Raw genomic sequence first — 15,496 nt, forward strand, 5'->3', positions numbered from 1 at the left:
TTTTATAAATTCATTTAAGGATAACAATTGCGCACATTAGATAAATATTAGAACAACCATCGGCTTTGTTGAATAAATCGAACTTTTACTGAGTTAAAGGATCAGATCACGCATCATCCGGCAACACTGGTCGTCCCATGACAAAGCAGAAGTTTAAAGTCACTAACTGGCGCAACTACAACAAGGCCCTCATCAACCGCGGCTCCGTCACTTTCTGGCTTGATGACGAGGCTATTCAGGCCTGGTATGAGCCCGCCACACACACATCGCGGGGACGGCCTCAGCACTATTCTGATCTCGCCATCACCACTGTCCTGGTCGTTAAACGTGTATTCCGCCTGACCCTGCGAGCCGCACAGGGCTTTATTGATTCCATTTTTGCCATGATGGATGTTCCTCTTCGCTGTCCGGATTACACCGGTGTCAGCAAGCGGGCAAAGTCGGTTAATGTCAGTTTTAAAACGCCCACCCGGGGTGAAATTGCGCATCTGGTTATCGACACCACCGGCTTAAAAGTCTTCGGTGAGGGGGAGTGGAAAGTCAAAAAGCACGGCAAAGAGCGCCGTCGTATCTGGCGAAAACTGCATCTGGCTGTTGATGCGAGTACGCATGAAGTCATCTGCGCGGACCTGTCGCTGAACAACGTCACGGACGCTGAAGCTTTCCCGGGACTTATCCGGCAGACCCACCGAAAAATCAGGTCAGCGGCGGCGGACGGAGCTTACGATACACGGCGATGTCATGACGAACTACGTCGCAAGAAAATCAGCGCGCTCATTCCTCCCCAGAAGGGAGCTGGCTACTGGTCAGGTGAGTATGCAGACCGTAATCGTGCTGTTGCGAATCAACGGCTGAGCGGGAGCAATGCACGGTGGAAATGGACAACAGATTACAACCGTCGGTCGATAGCGGAAACGGCGATGTACAGTATAAAGCAGTTGTTCGGTGGTTCGCTGACGTTGCGTGACTACGATGGTCAGGTTGCAGAGGCTTTGGCCATGGTGCGTGCGCTGAACAAAATGACGAAGGCAGGCATGCCAGAAAGCGTGCGTATTATCTGACAACTGCAACCGGCTACGAAGATGCTTGCCCAAAATCTGATTTATTCAACAAAGCCTGTTGGTGGTAAACGCAGCGTTAAAATAGCAATATCACTGCCAATAAGTTCAATATTATCGAGTTTGCATGGATAGGTTTTTTTCGTTATATGACTTAACTCTGGATAATATTTCACATTGATTTCTATATCGCTTTTAGGCTTTGAGCAGCAGGTCAGAATTACTCTATTAGCCATATCTTCACTTGTTAGTGAAGTATTTTCACCCTGCTCTATTTCACCTGAAATTAATGCTGCCTTACAAGAACCACTGCTGCCATCTTTACAGCTATATTCAATATTAACATTATTCCCTAAAGCTGAATCTAAGATCGTTGTAGCTTCGTCAGCATCAAAAATGATCCCTGATGGCTGTAGTTTTATATTGAAAGACATATTTTAAGCCTAGCTAAATTAGATTTCATGGAAAAGTAATAATATGTTATAAGCGAATCAATTCGAACTAAAGGACTGCAAATTAGCAATTGTTAAATATCAATAGGTTATGATGATTATTCACGCTAAAAACCATGCTACCGCCCTTGGCTTACAGTAGCCAATGCACTGATGTATAACACAGACTTGTAACACTGCACATAACCTGCATTGATGTGACCTACTGGCTTGACCAAAAGGGGGGTAAATGCACTACCACACTTTCAGCTAAGCTGAAAATATAACTTATGACTATTATATATGGGCTAATTTTCTTACATATAACTCATCATTACAAGAGAAACGTTAAGCATATCATTTTTAGATGTTTCACAATGCATAGATAATTACCATTATAAAAACATAGAAATGTCGTTTCAGTATTATCTGTTTGGAAGAATAAAAAGCATTCACCTCATATTATTCAATGAGAACAATGCTAATTTAGCCATAATTATTTACCTAATATGAATAGAGCCATTCTGTGGCTATTGCCCAATGACACTACAAACACTCTCTAACTAACTGTTCTAACAGGTCTATATGCCCTACATCGTCATTTAGCGCTGGGATATATTCGAACTTCTTGCCACCCGCATGTAAGAAAATTTCTCGGTTTTGCTCTTTAATCTCCTCTAAGGTTTCCAGACAATCAGCAGAGAAGCCAGGGCAAATGACTTGAATATGTTCAACCCCCTGAGCAGGTAGGCTTTTTAATGTCTCGTCAGTATAAGGAGTGAGCCAAGGTTCACGGCCAAATCGGGATTGATATGTCATCATGACCTGTTCTGGCGGTAGTGTTAGTTCTGCCCGTAACGCGCGGCTGGTATCTTCACAGCGGATCGGATAATCATCACCTAATTGGTTATAGCGCTTAGGAATACCATGAAAAGAAAGCACTAATCGGTCAGGTTTACCATGTTGGGCAAAAGCATGCTCGACGCTCTGTTTTAGCGCAGAGATATAAGCAGGATGCTCAGCATAATCACGGATAAAAGAGATTGATGGTAAGCGGCGATACCCTTTTAAAATCCGGGCAACAGCATCCCAAACCGCAGCACTGGTTGAGCAGGAGTATTGCGGATAAAGCGGCAATACCACCAACTTTGTTACCCCTTGTGCTAATAGTTTATCAATAGCATCTGGCAGATTTGGTGAGCCGTAGCTCATCCCTAACTCGACGGGAATATCTGGCATACGCGCCGCCAGCGCTTGCTGTTGCCGCCGGCTGTAGACCAACAAAGGCGAGCCATCTTCCATCCACACTGATTGATAGAGTTTAGCCACTCGAGGCGAACGAATCGGCAAAATAACACCGCGTAATAAAGGCCACCAAAGCAGTGGTGATGTATCAACCACCCTGCGGTCACTCAGGAACTCAGCCAGATAGCGTTTGACCGCTTGCGACGTAGGCGCATCTGGAGTCCCCAGATTAACCATCAGTACACCGAGCTTACTTTGCATCATCCACAAGTCCTTTGTTTGGCTTTTACGTGTATTATTCGAGCTAATTATTAAGCTTCCAACGAAATCCGTAAAATACGAAAGGCGACCTCAGGTCGCCTTCGCTATCTTACCATTCAGAACTAACCGAGAATAGTCGCCAGTTCAGCACTGACTTCTGTTACTTTACGGGTTCCGTCCAGTTTATAGTAATGCGTATTACCCGCATCAGCCTCTTTGCGGTAGTAAGAGACCAATGGTGCAGTTTGTTGATGATACTCAATCAGACGTTTACGTACGGTGGCTTCCTGATCATCTTTCCGAATGGTCAGTTCATCACCAGTCACATCATCTTTGTCTTCAACTTTAGGTGGGTTGAATTTAACGTGGTAAACACGACCTGAAGCAGCATGTACCCGACGGCCAACGATGCGTTCGACAATCAGCTCATCTGGAACATCAAATTCCAGTACATAATCAACCTTGATGCCCGCTTCTTTCATAGCATCAGCTTGAGGAATGGTACGCGGGAACCCGTCTAACAGGAAACCGTCACGACAATCGTCCTGTGTGATGCGCTCTTTTACCAATGCGATAACCAGCTCATCGGTGACCAGCTTGCCGGCATCCATAATTTCTTTCGCTTTCAGACCTAACTCAGAACCTGCTTTTACAGCGGCGCGCAACATGTCACCTGTAGAGATTTGCGGAATACCGTATTTCTCCATGATGAATTGAGCCTGAGTACCCTTACCAGCGCCCGGAGCGCCCAGCAGAATGATACGCATTGCGTAAATCCCCTTGCTATGTAGTTTTTCTATGTGTTTTTACTTAAATAAAGCGAAAATGCGGAAAACGAACAACCATACCATTTTCAGGGGGGTTGGCTCAAGGCGTGCGAGGTTGGTTAGCGAGATTGGATTCGCGGGGCTACAGCAAAACTTAAGTTTAACTTGCTGAAATTAAATAAAAAAAACGCCTCTGATACATTGTATACCAGAGGCGTTCTATTACTTAATTAAGCCGTTAATAACTGATTCATTCTGCGAATAAACTGGTTAGGGTCATCTAGTGTTCCCCGCTCAGCTAATAGCGCTTGATCCAGTAATAACTCTACCCATTCAGCAAATTGGGCGTCGTCCGTCACATCAGCAGCTCGTTTTACCAAACCATGCTCTGGGTTCAGTTCGAAGATGTACTTCACTTCAGGTGCCTGCTGGCCCGCAGCTGCAAATAACTTCGCCATCTGCGTGCTCATCTCATCGGCATCTGTCGTGACAATCGCCGGTGTATCCGTCAGACGATGTGTCAGGCGGACATCTTTCACTCGCTCACCTAGCAGGGTTTTAACGCGTTCGATAAATGGTGCCAGTGCTTTGTCAGCTTCTTGCTGCTCTGGGCGCTCTTCATCTGCCAGTTTATCTAGCGAATCATCCGCTTTACTGACCGACTGGAAGATTTTACCTTCAAACTCAGTCAGGTAGCTCATCATCCACTCATCAATACGATCGGATAACAGTAAAACTTCAATGCCTTTTTTGCGGAACAGTTCCAAATGTGGGCTATTCTTCGCCGCCGCGTAGCTGTCAGCAGTGATGTAATAGATCTTCTCCTGCCCTTCGGTCATGCGGCTGACATACTCCTCCAATGAGACGGTCTGTGCTGAGCTGTCACTGTGTGTTGAAGCAAAGCGCAGTAATTTAGCGATGGTCTCTTTATTGCTGCCGTCTTCAGCCGGCCCCTCTTTCAGCGCCATGCCAAACTGCTGCCAGAACTGCTGATATTTCTCAGCATCGTCTTTGGCCAGTTTTTCCAGCATTTGCAGCACACGTTTGGTCAACGCACTGCGCAGATTTTGAGTCACACGGCTGTCTTGCAGAATCTCGCGAGAGACGTTGAGCGGCAGGTCATTAGAGTCTATTAAGCCGCGAACAAATCGCAGGTAGTTCGGCATGAACTGTTCTGCGTCATCCATGATAAATACGCGCTGAACGTAAAGTTTCAAGCCATGCTTGTGGTCACGATTCCACATATCCCAAGGTGCCTGCGCCGGGATATACAGCAGGCTAGTGTACTCCTGCTTACCTTCAACGCGGTTGTGGCTCCAGATTAATGGATCGGTAAAATCATGGGCGATATGTTTGTAAAATGCTTTGTATTCGTCGTCGGTGATATCTGCTTTATTGCAGGTCCACAATGCCTGAGCTTTATTGATTTTCTCCCAGGTAATGGTGCCGTCTTCTTCATTTTTACTTTGCACTTCAACCGGCAACGCAATGTGATCTGAGTATTTACTGATAACCGAGCGCAGACGCCAATCATCAAGATATTCGTCTTCACCTTCGCGCAGGTGCAGGGTAATTTCAGTACCACGATCTTCTTTGGTGATATCAGCAATGGTGTAATCACCCTCGCCTGCTGATTCCCAGAACACGCCAGCATCCGCTGGGGCACCGGCAGCACGGGTGCGTACCGTGACTTTATCGGCCACGATGAAGGCGGAATAGAAGCCGACACCAAACTGACCAATCAGTTGGCTATCTTTGGCTTGATCTGAACCAATAGATTCAAGAAATGCTTTGGTCCCTGACTTCGCGATAGTACCAAGATTATCGATCACTTCTTCACGGCCCATACCGATGCCGTTATCACTTAGGGTCAAAGTACGTTTTTCTTTATCAAAAGATAGACGTACACGCAGCTCGCCGTCGCCTTCAAACAATTCAGGATTAGACAGCGCGCGAAAACGCAATTTATCTGCCGCATCAGAGGCATTGGAGATCAGCTCGCGCAAGAAAATTTCTTTATTAGAATAGAGCGAGTGAATCATCAAATGAAGAAGTTGCTTTACTTCAGACTGGAATCCACGGGTTTCTTGACCTTTCATACTCATTAATTACCTCAATCCAAATTACCGATAGGTACAAAATTGAACAATGAGAATTAGATGGGGCCGACAGGAGAAGGATTCAAGTCTCAACGCAGAAAAAACAGAGGATGAGGGGCGATAAGTTAATGATCACGAATAAAATTATTCAGATGTTAATCAATAGCAAACCCATCGCCCACATGATGATATGGGTTTAATACTTAATGGGATGACGCCCGGCTAACGAATGAGATAGGGTCGTACCATCAACCATTTCCAGCTCCCCCCCCACAGGTACGCCATGTGCAATACGGCTGGCTAATACCCCATATTGACCACACATCTGACCAATATAGTTGGCAGTGGCATCCCCCTCAACTGTCGGGTTGGTTGCCAGAATAACCTCAGTAATGGTTTCAGATTCAAGCCGTTTTTCGAGCAAATCTAAACCAATATCACCAGGGCCAATACCATCCATCGGGGATAAATGCCCCATCAGTACAAAATAGCGCCCGCCAAACTGGCCGGTTTGCTCAATTGCATGGATATCCGCAGGGCTTTCGACCACACAGATTTGGCCATTTTGCTGACGGCGGGGATTGGCGCAAATGGTGCAACGCTCTTGCTCGGTAAATGTACGGCAATCAGCACAGTGGCCGATTTCGGACATCGCTCGGGTCAATGATTGTGCCAGGCGCATCCCACCGCTACGATCACGTTGTAGCAGTTGGAATGCCATCCGTTGCGCTGATTTCGGGCCAACACCCGGCAAGCAGCGCAACGCCTCCATTAATGATTCAAGGAGTGGACTGGTTTGCATCAGAACGGCATCTTAAAGCCTGGTGGCAGCTGCATACCACTGGATACAGAGGCCATTTTCTCTTTTTGCGTTTCATCGATACGGCGAGCAGCATCGTTCAATGCGGCAGCAATCAAGTCTTCCAGCATCTCTTTATCATCTTCAACCAACAGGCTTGGGTCGATTTCAACCCGGCGGCAGTTATGCGCCCCATTAATGGTCACTTTTACCAAGCCCGCGCCAGATTCACCGGTAACTTCTAATTTGGCGACTTCTTCCTGCATCTGCTGCATTTTTTCCTGCATCTGCTGGGCTTGTTTCATTAAATTGCCAATACCGCCTTTACCAAACATAGTCATCTCTCATCGCAAGGGGCCGCGTCAGTGCACCATGCACTTATCGCAGCGGTTAAACTGGCCGGATACTCTCTTCATCCAGTTCGGCGTCGAAGAAACGACGCAGTGTCTGAATATTATTATCCGCAATAATTGACTGACGCGCTTGCGCCAGTTTCTCTTCATAAATGGCCTGCCGCCACTCCAACGGGGTAAGCTCCGCTGGATTATCATCTTCGACAACGCTAAGTGTAACAGCGTTACCTTGTAATTCACTCAGTGCCTCCGCCAACGCCTTTTGCGCCGATGGCGAATTTAAGTGGCGCTGAGCAGAACGCAGGTGAAGGCAAATATTACCTGGTTCTATTTCTTCTTTAAATGCATTCAGCGCAAGCTGCTGCACCAATTTAGGAATTTGTAGCTTATCTATCTCAGCCGCCCAGAGGTCTCGCGCCATCGCCTCTTCGGCTAATTTCGCCGAAAGCTCTGGCGTTTTTTCATGTTCCAGCGCCGAACGCATCGCTTTCGGTGTGGCTATAGGCTCAACTGAGACTTCAGGCTGATTCTGTGCAGTCCAGCGGTAAGCTTCTTTCTTCGCCGGTCTCTTCTCTTCCGTTGATTTGGCGGCCAGGCGCTGCTGGCTGCGCTCAGTCACTGAAGCTAAGCGCTCAAGTGCTGAGTTTGCCGGCCGCGCTTTTCCTGGCGCTGCCGGTTCACTCTTTTTTGCGGTGGTCGTCCCCGACTGTCGCAGTAACTGCGTTCGCGCTTGAAGAAGTTGCGCGGTAGAGTCGGGTAACTGAGCACTCACTGGCGCGGCAGCCCCGAGTGGCGGGGCATCTTGCTGCGGTTCAGCTTGAACAGTTTGCCTATGTTGATCGCGCTGAAGGGCTGGCGTACTGTTATCCATGGCGGCCATCGGCGTCGTGGCGGGCATGATCTGGGGTTCAGCGATGACTGCTTTAGGGTGAAAAGCCAGCGCCCGCAATAGGGTCATTTCAACCCCCATGCGGCGATCCGGTGCGTAGGCCAGCTCTTTGCGGCCCACCAGCAGGGTTTGATAATAGAGCTGAATATCCGCAGGCGGTAATGTACGGGCCAGTTCGCGTAAACGTGGTTCGATCGTCGCGTAATGATTATCCAGCATAGAGGGTAGCAACTGCACCATCGCAATGCGGTGCAGTAAACTTAAGGTTTCAACCAGTAAGTTTTCCCAATCGACACCACGTGATGCTCCTTGCTCTACCTGCGCCATCACCCGCGCACCATCGGCACTGACCAAAGCTTCAATTATCGCCAGTGGTTGCTCATCATCCAGCGTGCCAAGCATTTGACTGACAGTAGCTGTCGTAATGCTCCCATCACCCATCGCAATGGCTTGATCCGTCAGACTAAGGGCATCACGCATACTGCCATCGGCAGCCCGCGCCAGTAATTGTAGTGCGCGTGCATCACTGCTGATTTGCTCGACCTGCAAGATCTTTTCGAGCAGTGCACGGATAACTTCAACATCGATCACTTTGAGGTGGAATTGCAGACAGCGGGAGAGGATAGTCACCGGCAACTTCTGCGGATCCGTGGTCGCTAGCAGGAATTTCACATGTGCTGGCGGCTCCTCAAGGGTTTTTAGCAGCGCATTAAAACTGTGGCGCGACAACATGTGCACTTCATCGATCAAGTAGACCTTGAAGCGGCCACGGGCTGGGGCATATTGCACATTATCCAGCAGCTCTCGGGTATCTTCTACTTTCGTCCGCGAGGCGGCATCTATCTCAATCAGATCAACAAAACGGCCCTGTTCGATCTCGAGGCAGTTAGCGCAAGTGCCGCACGGCGTGGCGGTAATACCCGTTTCGCAATTAAGGCCCTTGGCTAATAGCCGAGCGATAGAGGTCTTGCCAACACCACGGGTGCCGGAGAACAGATAGGCGTGATGAATGCGCCCTAACGAAAGGCTATTGGCTAGCGCCGTCAGAACATGCTGCTGACCAACGACGTCTGCAAAGGTTTGGGGGCGCCACTTACGGGCAAGGGCCTGATAGCTCATTAATACCGGAGAAGTTGGATAATCTAGAGGGCCATGCTAACACAGCCTCGCCACTCACGGCGAGGCTGATATTTTCAGTACAATCAATGGCCACTGAAGGAGACCAGACTGTAGCATGTAATCCCTTGCTGAGTGAGACGAGCTTCGCCACCCAGTTCAGGCAAATCAATGACAAACGCCGCGTCAGTCACTTCACCACCCAGACGACGAATCAATTTAACCGTCGCTTCAATCGTCCCGCCGGTAGCCAGCAAATCATCAATCACCAAGACCTTATCGTCTGGCTGAATACTGTCGGTGTGGATCTCGAGTTTGTCGGTGCCATATTCCAACTCATAACTTTCGCTGATGGTTTCACGTGGTAACTTGCCCGGCTTGCGCACAGGGACGAAGCCAACACCCAGAGCCAAAGCCACTGGCGCACCAAACAAAAAGCCGCGGGCCTCGGTACCCACTACTTTGGTCACGCCTTTATCCAGATAGCGCTCAACCAGCATTTCAATGCTAGAGGCATAGGCTAATGGATCTTCCAGCAAGCTGGTCACATCACGGAACAGTATTCCCGCTTTTGGATAATCGGGGATGGTTTTAATACTGTCTTTAATATATTTAAGCTGTTGTGCTGTATTCGGTGCAGTAGCGGTCATAATTTGTGCCTGATAAAACTGCTGTACATACTAAAGCGCGGCCAACCAATGCGAATGTCGCATCAGCGGAGTAACTTATTCTATCTAGCGATGATGCCCCGATAGTGCAAGTTACCGCATCCTTAACCCTAAGGACGTAACGAGGACTCCCCCCGCGCACGAAAACGCTCAAATCTATGCAAACTGATACTAAATTGCAACTAGTGTGAACTACTCAGCGCTTATTTTGTTGCGATAGGTCAATAACTGGCATTCGTAACATAAAGGTCAGCAATACCGTTAATATGATGAGCAATAAGCCCCTAACCCACCAAATTTTCACCCACCAAAGTGAGAGGGCAAAAGTGAGCACGGTGACCAAAATAGCTTTCCACTTAACACCTTGCGGCAATGCACCATGCTGCTGCCAGGTACGGATGTAACTACCAAACCATGAGCGATAGAGTAACCAGTGATGAAAACGGGGGGAGGATCGCGCAAAACACCACGCAGCCAGTAGCAGAAATGGTGTAGTGGGTAGCAGAGGAAGCACCACACCCAGGGTTGCCAATACCACCGCCAGCCACCCTAATATTATTAATAGCCAACGAGACATACACTCCCTTTACTTACACTATAGTGCTCATCAAATGGCTTATCATTAACCCATGCACTAGCTATCATCAACAGATATTCTTACCATTATTAGCCCAGTATCTGTATACCCCACTTATTTAACCGCCCTCTTGCTTGTAACTACAACCATTCGAAGGCAAGCTGGCGGGAAAATGTCCAGGAGCTGCGCCATGAGTACAGAAAAATTATTGCAGGTGCTTGAAAGCCAAATTGAAGCATTGTCGACTCAGGTTGGCCCTCAAGCTAATACTCCCTCCCAACAGGCCCGCTTTGATCTGAATCTATTTGCTAATCATGGTAACCGTTTTCGCGACTATCTACAGGAAGTGCGCAAAAACATGGCGCAGTTGAAACAAGTGGTTGCCGAGAATCGTCCCCAGCAAGTCGCCTTTCTGGCTGAGAAATTGGTCGCACAGATCTCAGCGCTACAAAGAGAGTTGGCCACTCAAAAACTAAGGAGATCTAATCCTGAACCGCGGGATAGTAAATTGGACCCTTATCATAAGTTGGCTGAGCATCAAGATTATGAGCGGCGTATACTGGCCATGATTCAGGATAGAGAGAGTCAACTGGGCCGACAAAGTCTGCTCTCTGAGCAGCAAAAGATACAAAAGGAGCTGGCAGCACTGGAGGGTCGTTTAATGCGTTGCCGACAAGCGCTGATCAAAATAGAGCGCAGTATTGAGAAAAAAGAGAACGGTTTTTGAATATTTGTCACATTTTTTGAATCGTCAGGGTTCCGACAGCCAATAGTTTTCTATAATGTTTTTATACCACCGCCGCTCCAGGTGCAGGTGTGTTGGCTCTGCTCAATCCCCCGAACAACTTACTGATGTAAGCTCATTGGGATCCCCCAGTTGCCGCCTTTCTGCATCTTGGAACCTTTTGGCGAATGGATTGAATCAAGTCAGGTGGAAGTTTGCAGTGAAGCAACCTATTACTCGGCTTTCCTCATTAAACTGAAAACCAAGTGTTGGTCACATTATGTCAGTTGAAAAAGCCTCACCAGAACTGCAACTGGCAGTAGATCTTATCTATCTGCTAGAGTGCAATGAAATCGCGCCAGAAACAGCACTGAAGGCGCTAGAGATAGTACAGCTGGATTACCAGCGTAAGCTCCGCCGCCAAACCTCAGATTGAAATCTATAGGGTATAAATAATTTACCCTATAGATAATCCTGAGTTATTACCTATCCCCAATTTGCTAAATGGCCTCAAGCGAGCGGCTTATTGATATCGGGTAAGTCAGGCTTCGTATCTCCCAGATCAGATTGCGCAGCAGGTAAGCCTTTGGTTTCAAGCGGGCGGTTCACCTCCTGAAGTTGAGTACCATCCGGTTTATGCAAGTACACTTCCAACTGGTTAAAGGCGATATTAATGTCATTCTCGCGACATAATTTATCAATCGCCCTATTCAATTCATCCACTGTATAGCTACGGTCCCGCAGTTCACGGACATACAAACGCAACTCGTGATCAAGGGTACTGGCACCAAAATCCAGGAAGAATACCTGTGGTTCAGGATCACTCATTACCCGTGGGTTCTCATGAGCAGCTTGTAACAGCACCTCTTTCACTTTTGCTAAATCAGAGCCGTACGCGACGCCAACTTTAATAATAATGCGGGTGATCGTATCTGACAGTGACCAGTTGATCAGCCGCTCAGTGACGAACGCCTTGTTCGGAATAATCACTTCCTTGCGGTCAAAATCGGTAATTGTTGTTGCACGAATCCGTATTTTGCTGACATTACCCGAGAAGGTGCCAATAGTGATGGTATCGCCGATACGTACGGGGCGTTCGAACAGAATAATCAAGCCGGAGACGAAGTTGGCAAAGATCTCCTGCAAACCAAACCCCAGACCAACCGAGAGCGCCGCCACCAGCCATTGCAATTTATCCCACGAAACCCCAAGTGAACTTAGGGCGGTTATCCCACCAATGGCGGTAATCAGGTAGGTCAGGATGGTGGTGATGGCGTAAGAGGTGCCTTGGCGTAGTTGTAGCCGCGACAGCACCACCACTTCAAGCAAACCGGGGAGGTTGCGCGTCAGAATATAGGAGACGACCAGTGCCATTAAGGCCACCAGCATATTCCCCAATGTCACCGCCTGCGTCACGCTCGCACCCGCGACTGTTGTGCTGTAATGCCACAAAGAGATACTGTCCAGATAGGAGATAACCGTGATCAGGTCAGCCCAGATCCAGTAGAAGCAGGTGGCGAAAATCAGGAACAGTGCCATGGTGGTCAAACGCAATGACTGTTGGTTAATTTGATCCAGTGCCAGCGGTGGCTCCTCGACTGGCTCCCCGCCTTCAGCCCCCTCTTTCACCAAACTTTGCCGCCGTGCAATCGCCCGACGATAAGCCAGACGCCGCGCCGCGACCCCTAAGCCACGAATCGCCGTCAGATAAACAATGTTCCACAGGAATAGTAAGTACAGGCTGTCAATCCAGCGCCCCGCCAGTTGTAGCGTCGTATAGAAATAGCCAGCAACCATTAATCCAATCAATATGATAGGGGTTACAGCCACTGCGGTAACAATCACTAATCGTACCGCATGGGAGTCTTTCTCCCGCCAGCTATCCCGGCAGAATGGAAAGACAAATAGCGCCAGCAGGGCCAACGCTATCACTATAACAACCTGCCCAATGACATCATCGACCAGCCGAAGTGGGCTTTTCTGCCCCAATGCAGACCAGAAGATGACCGGTAATAAAGCCGCCCCCAAGCGCACCATTTGCCGGCGATAATGTGCACATCTATCGGCCGAGATCATAAAGTGCCGCTCAGTGATCCCCCCCGGAGATAACATGCGATAAGTCAGGTCGAATATCAGCCAGAACAGTGCCAGATGTTGGAAGAAGCTCCAAAATAACTCACTGAGATTAAACTCTGAACGCAGGCACCAGTAGCCGATACCTAAGATAATTAAGCTACCCGGTAACACTTTCAGCAAGGTAAGCATGATGGCATTGGGTGTGTGCATTTGGCTATCGTGCTTTAATTGCCCGACATCGGCGGCAAGCCTATCCAGATGTTTATTAATGATTTTATAGCGTGATCGGATCACCCCCGCCACAATCAGAATAGGTATCAGAAATACCAGTGATTTGATCAGACCAGCCACCACATCCCCCAGAGACAGGGTAAAGTGGAAATTGCTCAGTTCAGCTTTAAGCGCTCCCGGTAAGGCTTTCAGCCAAGACCAATCCATCGGTTTGTTGCTACTAACCCAAAAAATCTGCTGTGTCAGGGTATGTTGTAATGACTCATTGACGCTGAGTAGCTGCTGTTGGTTGATTTGCAGATTAATGGCCAGTGTCAGTTGGTTACCCAACTGCTTATTCAATTGGTCTAACAGTTCACGGCGAATATCAACAATTTGCCCGAGAGCATCTTCCACATCAGGGCTAATCTTCTCTTTGCTATCGCTCATCAGGGTTTGGATATAGTCATCCCCCTGGAATAGCTGGTCACGCTGCTGATTAATTTCAAATTGCTCGAGCCGCAAGTCAGCAATACGTGACGTCATATTGGTAATTAAGCCGGACGCCGGTAAATTGAGTTGCTGCTGGTAGAGAATACGCGAAAGCAGCAGGCTGCCACGTAATACGGTGATTTGCTCTTTTAAATTACGCTCAGATTGCAGGGCGCGGTCTAGCCAATTTTTAACCCTGATATTCTGTTGTACCAGCGTGTTGCCCTCTTTCGTAGCATTAATCAGCCGCTGACTCAGCTCTTTATTAATCGCCAGTTCACGGCTGACTAACGGGTCATTTTGGATGTCCGCTGCATCATTGGGTGCTTGCGCCTCTTTGGCTGTTTTCTCTGAGAGAATTAACCGCTTACCGCTGACCACCTCTTGCAATATCTGGACATAACGCTCCAGTTGGTTAATGTGCGCAGTGGTATAATCCCGCTGTTTTTGCAGCAAATCTTGCAAAGTGGTATTGGCTTCCAGACTTTTACGCTGCAAATCCAGTTGTGCATTTAGCATCACCTGCTCGGTCAATAACTCTTGCTGTTGGCTTGGGCGCAGAATGTCTTGATTTGGCGATAATCCATTGAGTTGATTGCGAATTTGCATTAAACGCATCGACGCGTTATACATCGCACTCTGCACCCGTTCCGGCTGTGTTTGCAGAGAGATAAGTTGGCTGTTATAGGCCGAGAGGTCTTCCTGCGCGGTTTGCAGATCATCCAAGGTTTCATTCAGGCGCGACTCTAACTGGCGCAATGAGTAGTTAGCCAGTGACTCACGGGTCAAGGTATCTGCTGAGCTATCTTTCAGCGAATCCAGTGCTTCAGTTGCCTGGCGTAGCTTCGTCGGCGCCTGCGCCAATTGCTGCTTAAGCTGATTAGCTTCCTGCTTGGTACGCTCAATCGTATCAAGGTATTCCAATGTTTTAGTCAGGTCTTGCTGTGCGAGTTTTTCCGCAGGTGACAATATTTTTTGTTTTGATAAGGCATCTAGCTGGCTCATCACCTCACTGCGGGTTGGTACATCAATGTTGATACTTGATGCCAGAGTGAGTGGCGATAACAGCAATGAAATTATAAGCAGAATAATCATTGTCTGGAGGCGCAAGAGAAATACAGCTGATGCCATCATGGGTAACGAGAGTGGTATGGAATATTGCTTGCGAAATCTGCTGTTCATATTTGAACTTCATTCAACAGAGAGGCTGAAATCCTATCACGTTCAGTCTCGGGTCATAATAAGAAAAGTCTTTCAGCCCGTGAATAGCTGCAATTATGCGGGCAGTTACGCATTTGTTATTGATTAGGATGTAACCGCCAGCAATGTACATTGATGAGCAGGACGTAATCCTCCTGTCATTTAGAATGTCAGCACTTTCTCGGCAGCCAAAGTCCACTGCGCCAGCTCTATCAAGGTACCAATTTCCACACCATCGACCAGTGTTAATCCACTGACACCACGGGCATCTGCGCAGGTTTTGCATAATTTAACCGGGACATTTTGTGCCGTGAGAATTTCCAGCATCTGCTGCAAATTATAACCTTCACGAGGCTGTTGCCCGTGAATACCGACAATAACTGCATCCGACATCAAGAATAGGCGTAAATCGAGATCGGTTTGTTGCTCTTTCAACGTGATGGATAAGCGCAGTGCATTAAATAATGACTCATGGCCATAAGCGGCACCATTGGCAATCACAACCAGTGAACTCATAACGCACTCCTCATA

At 48.0% G+C, this 15,496-nt stretch carries 12 protein-coding genes, 2 pseudogenes and 1 other annotated feature; of the genes and pseudogenes, 3 read left to right on the forward strand and 11 right to left on the reverse strand.

Features of this window, described 5'->3' with window-relative positions; genetic code table 11:
* Window positions 1-72: 72 nt before the first annotated feature.
* Window positions 73-1,061, forward strand: a pseudogene (locus tag FFE93_RS15580) (IS5 family transposase).
* A 44-nt stretch (window positions 1,062-1,105) separates the two neighbouring features.
* Here the strand turns inward: FFE93_RS15580 and FFE93_RS15585 are convergent.
* The 9 genes and pseudogenes from FFE93_RS15585 to FFE93_RS15625 form a co-directional block, all read right to left on the reverse strand.
* Window positions 1,106-1,492 (reverse strand): annotated as a pseudogene (locus FFE93_RS15585) (2Fe-2S iron-sulfur cluster-binding protein); the annotation flags it as partial.
* Window positions 1,493-2,035: 543 nt separating this feature from the next.
* Window positions 2,036-2,998, reverse strand: coding sequence for a ferrochelatase (gene hemH / locus FFE93_RS15590; RefSeq protein ID WP_049602354.1), 963 nt, complete (start codon window positions 2,996-2,998; stop codon window positions 2,036-2,038).
* Window positions 2,999-3,117: 119 nt separating this feature from the next.
* Entirely contained in the window at window positions 3,118-3,762 is a 645-nt protein-coding gene (gene adk, locus FFE93_RS15595; protein WP_138775472.1) for an adenylate kinase, read from the reverse strand.
* 230 nt (window positions 3,763-3,992) lie between these two features.
* Complete coding sequence (htpG, locus tag FFE93_RS15600; RefSeq protein ID WP_005272672.1) at window positions 3,993-5,861, reverse strand: molecular chaperone HtpG; 1,869 nt, start codon at window positions 5,859-5,861, stop codon at window positions 3,993-3,995.
* Window positions 5,862-6,057: 196 nt separating this feature from the next.
* Window positions 6,058-6,663 (reverse strand): recombination mediator RecR, encoded by a 606-nt coding sequence (gene recR / locus FFE93_RS15605; RefSeq protein WP_005272675.1) that lies wholly within the window; start codon window positions 6,661-6,663, stop codon window positions 6,058-6,060.
* Window positions 6,663-6,995, reverse strand: a complete 333-nt coding sequence (locus FFE93_RS15610) for a YbaB/EbfC family nucleoid-associated protein (protein ID WP_004718772.1) — start codon at window positions 6,993-6,995, stop codon at window positions 6,663-6,665. The genes recR and FFE93_RS15610 overlap by 1 nt, the downstream gene beginning before the upstream one ends.
* Before the next feature lie 55 nt (window positions 6,996-7,050).
* Window positions 7,051-9,021 carry a DNA polymerase III subunit gamma/tau gene (gene dnaX, locus FFE93_RS15615; protein ID WP_054872690.1) on the reverse strand — a complete coding sequence of 657 codons (1,971 nt, stop codon included), beginning with the start codon at window positions 9,019-9,021 and terminating at the stop codon, window positions 7,051-7,053.
* Window positions 7,657-7,721, reverse strand: a sequence feature (DnaX frameshifting element). It overlaps the preceding gene by 65 nt.
* A gap of 83 nt (window positions 9,022-9,104) precedes the next feature.
* Window positions 9,105-9,668 (reverse strand): adenine phosphoribosyltransferase, encoded by a 564-nt coding sequence (gene apt, locus FFE93_RS15620; RefSeq protein ID WP_005272679.1) that lies wholly within the window; start codon window positions 9,666-9,668, stop codon window positions 9,105-9,107.
* 214 nt (window positions 9,669-9,882) lie between these two features.
* A complete protein-coding gene (locus tag FFE93_RS15625) occupies window positions 9,883-10,263 on the reverse strand; it encodes a DUF454 family protein (protein WP_005272681.1) in 381 nt (126 codons plus the stop codon).
* 190 nt (window positions 10,264-10,453) lie between these two features.
* Here FFE93_RS15625 and priC point away from each other — a divergent pair, with 190 nt between their 5' ends.
* Both priC and rsmS read left to right on the forward strand, forming a co-directional pair.
* Window positions 10,454-10,990, forward strand: coding sequence for a primosomal replication protein PriC (gene priC / locus FFE93_RS15630; RefSeq protein ID WP_005272683.1), 537 nt, complete (start codon window positions 10,454-10,456; stop codon window positions 10,988-10,990).
* 277 nt (window positions 10,991-11,267) lie between these two features.
* Window positions 11,268-11,423 carry a pleiotropic regulatory protein RsmS gene (gene rsmS / locus FFE93_RS15635; protein WP_005272684.1) on the forward strand — a complete coding sequence of 52 codons (156 nt, stop codon included), beginning with the start codon at window positions 11,268-11,270 and terminating at the stop codon, window positions 11,421-11,423.
* Between the two features lie 74 nt (window positions 11,424-11,497).
* Here rsmS and mscK read toward each other — a convergent pair whose 3' ends face one another.
* Complete coding sequence (gene mscK / locus FFE93_RS15640) at window positions 11,498-14,947, reverse strand: mechanosensitive channel MscK (protein ID WP_032897177.1); 3,450 nt, start codon at window positions 14,945-14,947, stop codon at window positions 11,498-11,500.
* A 180-nt stretch (window positions 14,948-15,127) separates the two neighbouring features.
* The gene (locus FFE93_RS15645) at window positions 15,128-15,481 is read right to left on the reverse strand and encodes a DsrE/DsrF/TusD sulfur relay family protein (RefSeq protein ID WP_005272688.1); all 354 of its coding nucleotides are present in this window, start codon (window positions 15,479-15,481) and stop codon (window positions 15,128-15,130) included.
* Between the last annotated feature and the right edge of the window lie 15 nt (window positions 15,482-15,496).

This window comes from Yersinia sp. KBS0713 (genome assembly GCF_005937895.2).
Taxonomy (GTDB): domain Bacteria; phylum Pseudomonadota; class Gammaproteobacteria; order Enterobacterales; family Enterobacteriaceae; genus Yersinia; species Yersinia bercovieri.

Excerpts from the sequence above, each read along its gene's own strand:
- rsmS (WP_005272684.1), top strand. The coding sequence starts at position 11,268 with ATGTCAGTTGAAAAAGCCTCACCAGAACTGCAACTGGCAGTAGATCTT.
- apt (WP_005272679.1), bottom strand. The coding sequence starts at position 9,668 with ATGACCGCTACTGCACCGAATACAGCACAACAGCTTAAATATATTAAA.
- recR (WP_005272675.1), bottom strand. The coding sequence starts at position 6,663 with ATGCAAACCAGTCCACTCCTTGAATCATTAATGGAGGCGTTGCGCTGC.
- FFE93_RS15625 (WP_005272681.1), bottom strand. The coding sequence starts at position 10,263 with ATGTCTCGTTGGCTATTAATAATATTAGGGTGGCTGGCGGTGGTATTG.
- adk (WP_138775472.1), bottom strand. The coding sequence starts at position 3,762 with ATGCGTATCATTCTGCTGGGCGCTCCGGGCGCTGGTAAGGGTACTCAG.
- mscK (WP_032897177.1), bottom strand. The coding sequence starts at position 14,947 with ATGAACAGCAGATTTCGCAAGCAATATTCCATACCACTCTCGTTACCC.
- dnaX (WP_054872690.1), bottom strand. The coding sequence starts at position 9,021 with ATGAGCTATCAGGCCCTTGCCCGTAAGTGGCGCCCCCAAACCTTTGCA.
- hemH (WP_049602354.1), bottom strand. The coding sequence starts at position 2,998 with ATGATGCAAAGTAAGCTCGGTGTACTGATGGTTAATCTGGGGACTCCA.
- FFE93_RS15610 (WP_004718772.1), bottom strand. The coding sequence starts at position 6,995 with ATGTTTGGTAAAGGCGGTATTGGCAATTTAATGAAACAAGCCCAGCAG.
- htpG (WP_005272672.1), bottom strand. The coding sequence starts at position 5,861 with ATGAAAGGTCAAGAAACCCGTGGATTCCAGTCTGAAGTAAAGCAACTT.
- priC (WP_005272683.1), top strand. The coding sequence starts at position 10,454 with ATGAGTACAGAAAAATTATTGCAGGTGCTTGAAAGCCAAATTGAAGCA.
- FFE93_RS15645 (WP_005272688.1), bottom strand. The coding sequence starts at position 15,481 with ATGAGTTCACTGGTTGTGATTGCCAATGGTGCCGCTTATGGCCATGAG.